This is a genomic window from Candidatus Streptomyces philanthi (assembly GCF_059553635.1).
Map to the genome: position 1 here is coordinate 1 of NZ_JCANQV010000357.1, position 5,313 is coordinate 5,313.

The 5,313-nt window shown below is 70.2% G+C and carries 8 protein-coding genes and 1 pseudogene; 7 read left to right on the forward strand and 2 right to left on the reverse strand.

All coding sequences use genetic code 11. The features are described 5' to 3' along the window. Window positions 1-231, reverse strand: a 231-nt coding sequence (locus AC51EU_RS26700; RefSeq protein WP_496269646.1) for a DUF5324 family protein, incomplete at its 3' end; no start/stop codon positions are given. Between the two features lie 342 nt (window positions 232-573). Here AC51EU_RS26700 and AC51EU_RS26705 point away from each other — a divergent pair. Next, window positions 574-1,107 carry a peptidylprolyl isomerase gene (locus tag AC51EU_RS26705; RefSeq protein WP_496269647.1) on the forward strand — a complete coding sequence of 178 codons (534 nt, stop codon included), beginning with the start codon at window positions 574-576 and terminating at the stop codon, window positions 1,105-1,107. Window positions 1,108-1,212: 105 nt separating this feature from the next. Then, the gene (locus tag AC51EU_RS26710) at window positions 1,213-2,115 is read left to right on the forward strand and encodes a rhomboid family intramembrane serine protease (RefSeq protein ID WP_496269648.1); all 903 of its coding nucleotides are present in this window, start codon (window positions 1,213-1,215) and stop codon (window positions 2,113-2,115) included. A 263-nt stretch (window positions 2,116-2,378) separates the two neighbouring features. On the opposite strand, the gene crgA is transcribed toward AC51EU_RS26710, so the two are convergent. Further along, a complete protein-coding gene (gene crgA / locus AC51EU_RS26715; protein ID WP_496269649.1) occupies window positions 2,379-2,633 on the reverse strand; it encodes a cell division protein CrgA in 255 nt (84 codons plus the stop codon). A 145-nt stretch (window positions 2,634-2,778) separates the two neighbouring features. On the opposite strand from crgA, the gene AC51EU_RS26720 reads away from it, so the two are divergent. The 5 genes and pseudogenes from AC51EU_RS26720 to AC51EU_RS26740 all read left to right on the forward strand — a co-directional run. After that, complete coding sequence (locus AC51EU_RS26720) at window positions 2,779-3,543, forward strand: DUF881 domain-containing protein (protein ID WP_496269650.1); 765 nt, start codon at window positions 2,779-2,781, stop codon at window positions 3,541-3,543. Window positions 3,544-3,582: 39 nt separating this feature from the next. Further along, complete coding sequence (locus tag AC51EU_RS26725) at window positions 3,583-4,245, forward strand: class E sortase (RefSeq protein WP_496269651.1); 663 nt, start codon at window positions 3,583-3,585, stop codon at window positions 4,243-4,245. 31 nt (window positions 4,246-4,276) lie between these two features. Then, window positions 4,277-4,495: a hypothetical protein gene (locus AC51EU_RS26730; protein ID WP_496269653.1), complete on the forward strand. Its 219-nt coding sequence runs from the start codon at window positions 4,277-4,279 to the stop codon at window positions 4,493-4,495. Continuing rightward, window positions 4,492-5,130 carry an aminodeoxychorismate/anthranilate synthase component II gene (locus AC51EU_RS26735; protein WP_496269652.1) on the forward strand — a complete coding sequence of 213 codons (639 nt, stop codon included), beginning with the start codon at window positions 4,492-4,494 and terminating at the stop codon, window positions 5,128-5,130. Before AC51EU_RS26730 ends, AC51EU_RS26735 begins: the two co-directional genes overlap by 4 nt. After that, a pseudogene (locus AC51EU_RS26740) lies at window positions 5,127-5,313 on the forward strand (class E sortase); the annotation flags it as partial. The gene AC51EU_RS26735 and the pseudogene AC51EU_RS26740, both read left to right, overlap by 4 nt.

The following is a 5,313-nucleotide window of genomic DNA, read 5'->3' on the forward strand; positions in this document are numbered from 1 at the left end:
CAGCGCGCCGCGCGCGTGCTCGATCCGGGGGTGCAGATGGGTGTCGTACTGCGCGCGGGCCTGGAGGGCGGCCTCCGCCACCAGGGGCGCGACCCGGCTGCGGGCCTCCTGGGCGAACTGCACCGCGGTGTCCTTGGCCGTACCGGCATACGGGGCCACCGCCTCCGCGGCATGCCGCACGCTGTCCCTGGCCGATCCGGTCGCGGCGCGCACGCTGTCCTTGCGGGTCACGGGATCCTCCTCCTCGGTGGCATGTCCGGGGCTGTGGGGGCTGGTCCCCCAGGTCTGCCGTGTCGCCTGTCCACCCGTTTGTCGATCATGCCCGTCGGCATGCCGTACGGCATGTGTGAGCGGGCATCCGGGTCATCGGAGACATTCCGGAGCCTTGTGACGACCATGGCACGGTTCGCCGCGGGGTGCGCCGGAACCGTGGTGTCCGGGCGCGGAACGCCGAGCGCCCCAAAGATCACGAAAACTGTACAAATCCGTCTGAAGGTGTCCGCCCGGGCGACGCGAGAGCCGGTCCGTGACAGGATCGGAAGCCGTCAGTGAAGACTTATGGAAGGTAGATCCGTGGCTGAGCAGCTCTACGCCACCCTGAAGACCAACCAGGGCGACATCGAGATTCGGCTCCTGCCGAACCATGCCCCGAAGACGGTCAAGAACTTCGTGGAACTCGCCAAGGGCGAGCGCGAGTGGACGCACCCGGCGACCGGCAAGAAGTCCACGGACAAGCTGTACGACGGCACCGTCTTCCACCGGGTGATCAGCGGCTTCATGATCCAGGGCGGTGACCCCCTGGGCAACGGCACCGGCGGCCCCGGCTACGAGTTCGCCGACGAGTTCCACCCCGACCTGGCCTTCAACAAGCCGTACCTGCTGGCCATGGCCAACGCCGGTCCGGGCACCAACGGCTCGCAGTTCTTCATCACCGTCGCCCCGACCGCGTGGCTGACCGGCAAGCACACCATCTTCGGCGAGGTCACCACCGAGGCCGGCAAGAAGGTCGTGGACGCCATCGCCGCCACCGACACCAACCCGCGCACCGACCGTCCGGTGCAGGACGTCGTCATCGAGTCGGTCGTCGTGGAGAGCCGCGAGGGCTGAACCACCCCTCCCGCCCGCGGGAACCTTGCGCCCCGCCCGGTCGTACACCGGGCGGGGCGATGTGTGTTGTGATGTCGTGCCCAGCCGCAGAGAGACGAGGGACCGATGGACCAGGCGCCAGAAAGCCCACGGGAACCACGGGGCCCGCACGACGGCGGTCTGCCGGGCTGCCACCGTCACCCGGACCGTGCGACGGGCATCCGCTGTACCCGCTGTGAGCGGCCCGTCTGTCCCGAGTGCATGATCAGCGCCTCGGTCGGTTTCCAGTGTCCCGACTGCGTCCGCAGCGGCAGCGGTACGGGCCACTCGCCGCGGGCCACCCAGCCGCGTACCCTCGCCGGCGGCACCGTCACCGCCGACCCCCGGCTGGTGACCAAGATCCTCATCGGGATCAACCTCGCGGTCTTCCTCGCCGTCCTCGCCGACGGCGGGCTGATCGGCAGGCTCGACATGATCGGGCTCGCCTTCGACCCGTCCCGGTACGCACGGGTCGGCGTCGCCGAGGGCGAGTGGTACCGCCTGGTCACGGCGATGTTCCTGCACCAGCAGATCCCGCACATCGCGTTCAACATGTTGTCGCTGTGGTGGCTGGGACCGCCCCTGGAGGCGGCGCTCGGTCGGCTGCGCTACATCGCGCTGTACATGCTCGCCGGCCTGGGTGGCAGTGCCCTGTCGTACCTCCTCGCCGCGCAGAACCAGCCGTCCCTCGGCGCCTCCGGCGCGGTCTTCGGCCTGCTGGGCGCCACCGCGGTACTGCTGCGCCGGATGCGGTACGACATGAAGCCCGTGCTGATCCTGCTCGCGCTCAACCTGGTTTTCACGTTCCTGTGGCCGAACATCGCCTGGCAGGCCCATGTCGGCGGACTGGTGGTCGGCGCGGCGGTGGCGTACGGGATGGTGCACGCGCCCCGCGGGAAGCGCACGCTGGTGCACGGCGCGACCTGTGCGGTGGCCCTGCTCGCGATCATCGCCGTGGTGGTGGTGCGGACCGTCCAGCTCGTGGGCTGAGGGCTGTGCACAACCGGGGACGGCCCCCTGGCGCGTGCCGCCGGGGGCGTTGTCCACAGTGCGTGGCGGATCTTGTGCACCGGGTGCGGAACTCTTGCCACAGTCCGCGCCGGAGCGCGTTTTCGCAGGAAGGGCGGGGGACGGGCGGTCCGTACGGGGCTCGGCCGGTCACACCGGCGTCAACCTCCCGGGAAGTTATCCACAGATCTTCAGAAGTTTTCCCCCGCTGTGGATAACCGTGTGGACGACCGGCGCGGCGGAGGCTACTTCCACTGGGTGGAGACGCCGAACCCCACTGCGATGAAGCCGAAGCCGCACACGATGTTCCAGCTGCCCATGGACTTGATCGGCAGATCGCCCTCGGTCACGTAGTACAACACGATCCACACCAGGCCGATCAGGAACATCGCCAGCATCAGCGGCGCGACCCAGCCACGGCCCGCGTTCATCTTCAGGTTCGTGGCCTTCGCGGGCGGCGGGGTGTAGTCGTCCTTCTTGCGGATCCGTGACTTCGGCACGAGGAACTCTCCTGTCGATGCGCTGCGTGACCGCGCGGGGGGCGTACGGAATCGGTGCCGGGCCGGGAAGCAACGGGGCAGCGGCTCCCTTTCCGGGCGTCCGTTAGCGTAGTGCTTCCGCGGCGTCGTAAGGAGCAAGGGTACGTTGAGCACTTCCGCTGACACCCCCGGCCGCGCCCGTCCCCGCCTCCGACCGGTCCGCCTGCTCACTCTCGCGGTCTTCGCCCTCGCCGGGCTGATGTTCTGGCTGAGCTTCGACACCGCACGCGGCACGGACCTGCGCTCGGACGACTCCATGCTCCGGCTCTCCGACCTCATCCAGGAGCGCAGCCGCAAGAACGGCGTCCAGGACGAACGCAACGCCGTCCTGCGCGGAGAGGTCGACACCCTCACCCGGCGCGACAAGGGCGGCAGTGCCGAGGACGCCCGGCTCAAGGCGCTGGAGAAGCACGCCGGCACCGAGAAGCTCTCCGGCCAGGGCCTGACCGTCACCCTCACCGACGCCCCGCCCAACGCCACCGCCAAGATCCCCGGCGTGCCCGAGCCGCAGCCCAACGACCTGGTGATCCACCAGCAGGACCTCCAGGCCGTCGTCAACGCCCTGTGGCAGGGCGGGGCCAAGGGCATCCGCGTCATGGACCAGCGGCTGATCTCCACCAGTGCGGTGCGCTGCGTCGGCAACACCCTGATCCTCCAGGGCCGTGTCTACTCGCCCCCGTACAAGATCACCGCCGTAGGCGACCGGGACACCCTCAACCGGGCGCTGGGTGCCTCCCCCGCCCTCCAGAACTACCAGCAGTACGTGACCGCCTACGGCCTCGGCTGGAAGGTCGAGCAGCACGGGACGGTGACGCTTCCCGGCTACTCCGGCACAGTGGAACTCCACTACGCACAGCCTGTGCAGCCGTGACCCGCCCGCCGGGGAGCGGCGGGGAGGGGCGGGGCCGGTATGACGGTGCGGTGGATCGTCCGGACGGCCAGCGAGATCTGCGTCACCACGGGGACGGTGATCGTGCTCTTCGTGGTCCATCTGCTTTTCTGGACCGGCGTCCGGGCCGACAGTGCGATGGACGGGGAGATCGGCTCCCTGAGGCAGCAGTGGGCGGTGGACCGCGCCGCCCCGCCTCCCCCGCGCCCCTACCGGAACGGCCGCGCCTTCGCCGTCATGTACGTGCCCCGGTTCGGCGCGGACTGGGCCAAGCCCGTCCTGGAGGGCACCGGCACCGGCGTCCTCCGCCGCGGACTGGGCCACTACCCCGGCACCGCCCGGCTCGGCGCGACCGGCAACTTCGCCGTCGCCGGCCACCGCCGCACCTACGGCGACCCCTTCAAGGACTTCCCCCGGCTGCGGCCAGGCGACGCCGTGGTGCTGACCGACGGCACCACCTGGTTCACCTACCGCGTCGACAACCGCCCCTATACGACCGTCCCCACCGACATCGGCGTCATCGACCCCGTCCCGGAGAAGTCAGGCTTCCACGGGCCCGGCCGCTATCTGACCCTGACCACCTGCGAACCGGAGTGGGGTCACAGCCACCGCCTGATCGCCTGGGCGCATCTGGACGCCACCCGCCCGGTGTCCCGGGGAAGGCCCCCGGCTTTGTCCGGCTGACCACCGACGGGCGCCCCCGCCCCGTAGTCTGGTGGAGCACACGACAGCGTCATCGGCAAACAGGGGCAGCGACAGCATGTACGGCTGGATCTGGCGGCATCTGCCGGGCAACACATGGGTGAAGGCACTGATTTCGCTCGTGCTGGTGCTGGCGATCGTCTTCGTGCTCTTCCAGTACGTCTTTCCGTGGGCGGAGCCGCTGCTCCCGTTCAACGACGTCACGGTGGATGAAGGGACGGCAGCCCGGTGAGCGCACGCGTTCTCGTGGTCGACAACTACGACAGCTTCGTCTTCAACCTCGTCCAGTACCTCTACCAGCTCGGTGCCGAGTGCGAGGTGCTGCGCAACGACGAGGTCGCGCCCCGCCACGCGCAGGACGGGTTCGACGGGGTGCTGCTCTCCCCCGGCCCCGGGACGCCCGAACAGGCCGGTGTCTGCGTCGAGATGGTCCGGCACTGCGCCGCGACCGGCGTCCCGGTGTTCGGCGTCTGCCTGGGGATGCAGTCGATGGCGGTCGCCTACGGCGGGGTGGTCGACCGGGCCCCCGAGCTGCTGCACGGCAAGACCTCGCTGGTCACGCACGAGGGCGCCGGTGTCTTCCAGGGCCTGCCCTCGCCCTTCACCGCCACCCGCTACCACTCGCTGGCCGTCGAGCGGGACACCCTCCCCGCCGAACTGGCCGTCACCGCGTGGACGGAGAACGGCATCCCCATGGGCCTGCGCCACCGTGAACTGCCCGTCGAGGGCGTGCAGTTCCACCCGGAGTCGGTACTGACCGAATGGGGCCACAGGATGCTCGCCAACTGGCTGGCGGAGTGCGGCGACGAGGAAGCGGTGGAGCGCTCGACGGGCCTTGCCCCGGTGGTCGGCAAGGCCGGCGCGTGACCGCCCTGCGCCCCGAGCGCGAGGGACGGCAGTCCGCACCGCACGAGCCACCGGCGGGGGAACCCGAACCGCCGGAGGACCCGTACAGCGACGACGCCGTCTTCGAAGCGGCCGTGGGGCAGCTCGCCGACCCGCTGATGGACCCGCTGCCGGAACGGCCCGCACCCGCCGGGGAACGGGCCG

Excerpts from the sequence above, each read along its gene's own strand:
- AC51EU_RS26710 (WP_496269648.1), top strand. The coding sequence starts at position 1,213 with ATGGACCAGGCGCCAGAAAGCCCACGGGAACCACGGGGCCCGCACGAC.
- AC51EU_RS26725 (WP_496269651.1), top strand. The coding sequence starts at position 3,583 with ATGACGGTGCGGTGGATCGTCCGGACGGCCAGCGAGATCTGCGTCACC.